The following is a 705-nucleotide window of genomic DNA, read 5'->3' as shown; positions in this document are numbered from 1 at the left end:
CGGATGCCCCGGGGCTGGGTTTGGGTCATGGGTATTCTCCAGGCAAAAAAATACCGCCAGGCGGCGGTCGGTGGGGTTCTGTTCGGGTCAGGCTGGCAGATCTTCCGGTGCGCCCGCATCAGGTTTGGGTGGCATTTCTAGGCGAACATCGATCCAGCTGTTCAATGGCACATCCAACGGCGCACCAGGACCCAGATGCATTTCACCCTCCTCGTCCAACGTCCAGCGCTGCTTGAAGAGGCGGAGCGTGATCACCCCCTGGCTATCCTGATCGCTCTGGGTGATGCCGAGCACGCGCCCGCCATCAGGGGAGCATGGGTCTTGAATGCGCCAACCTTCGAGCGCGAGCCCCAAGCTTCCGCTTATCACGTAAACGCCGACGCCGGTCCGCTCAACAGTTACGCCACGGGCCTCATCATTCGTCGCACCATAGGCACCTGCGGGCTCAAAAGACTGCTCGAGCAAGTCTCTTCGCTCGGATCGATCCACATCTGCTACACGAAGAATCGGTGACGCTGCGGACAAAGCCCCGCCAGAAGCTCGGGTTGTGTTGCCAGTGTGGTAGAAAGCACACCACGGGCCTGGGCTGCCCTGTGCGGAGAAATGCCGAACCGCTACGTAGGGGTTGTAAATACCAGCAGATGGGTCCTGGGCAATCTGCTGGATATAGGAACCACCCAGGGTGTTTGTCAGGACCGATCCGCC

Annotated in this window: 1 protein-coding gene; it reads right to left on the bottom strand. The window is 60.3% G+C overall.

What is annotated here, in order from left to right:
• Window positions 1–87: 87 nt before the first annotated feature.
• Window positions 88–705, bottom strand: a 618-nt coding sequence (locus L6D64_RS28175; RefSeq protein ID WP_219824775.1) for a phage tail fiber protein, incomplete at its 5' end; no start/stop codon positions are given.

It is taken from the genome of Pseudomonas urethralis (genome assembly GCF_021602465.1).
GTDB classification, from domain to species: Bacteria; Pseudomonadota; Gammaproteobacteria; order Pseudomonadales; family Pseudomonadaceae; genus Aquipseudomonas; species Aquipseudomonas vlassakiae.
The sequence above is the reverse complement of the archived record's forward strand: the minus strand, read 5'-3'. Positions and strand labels throughout refer to the sequence as shown.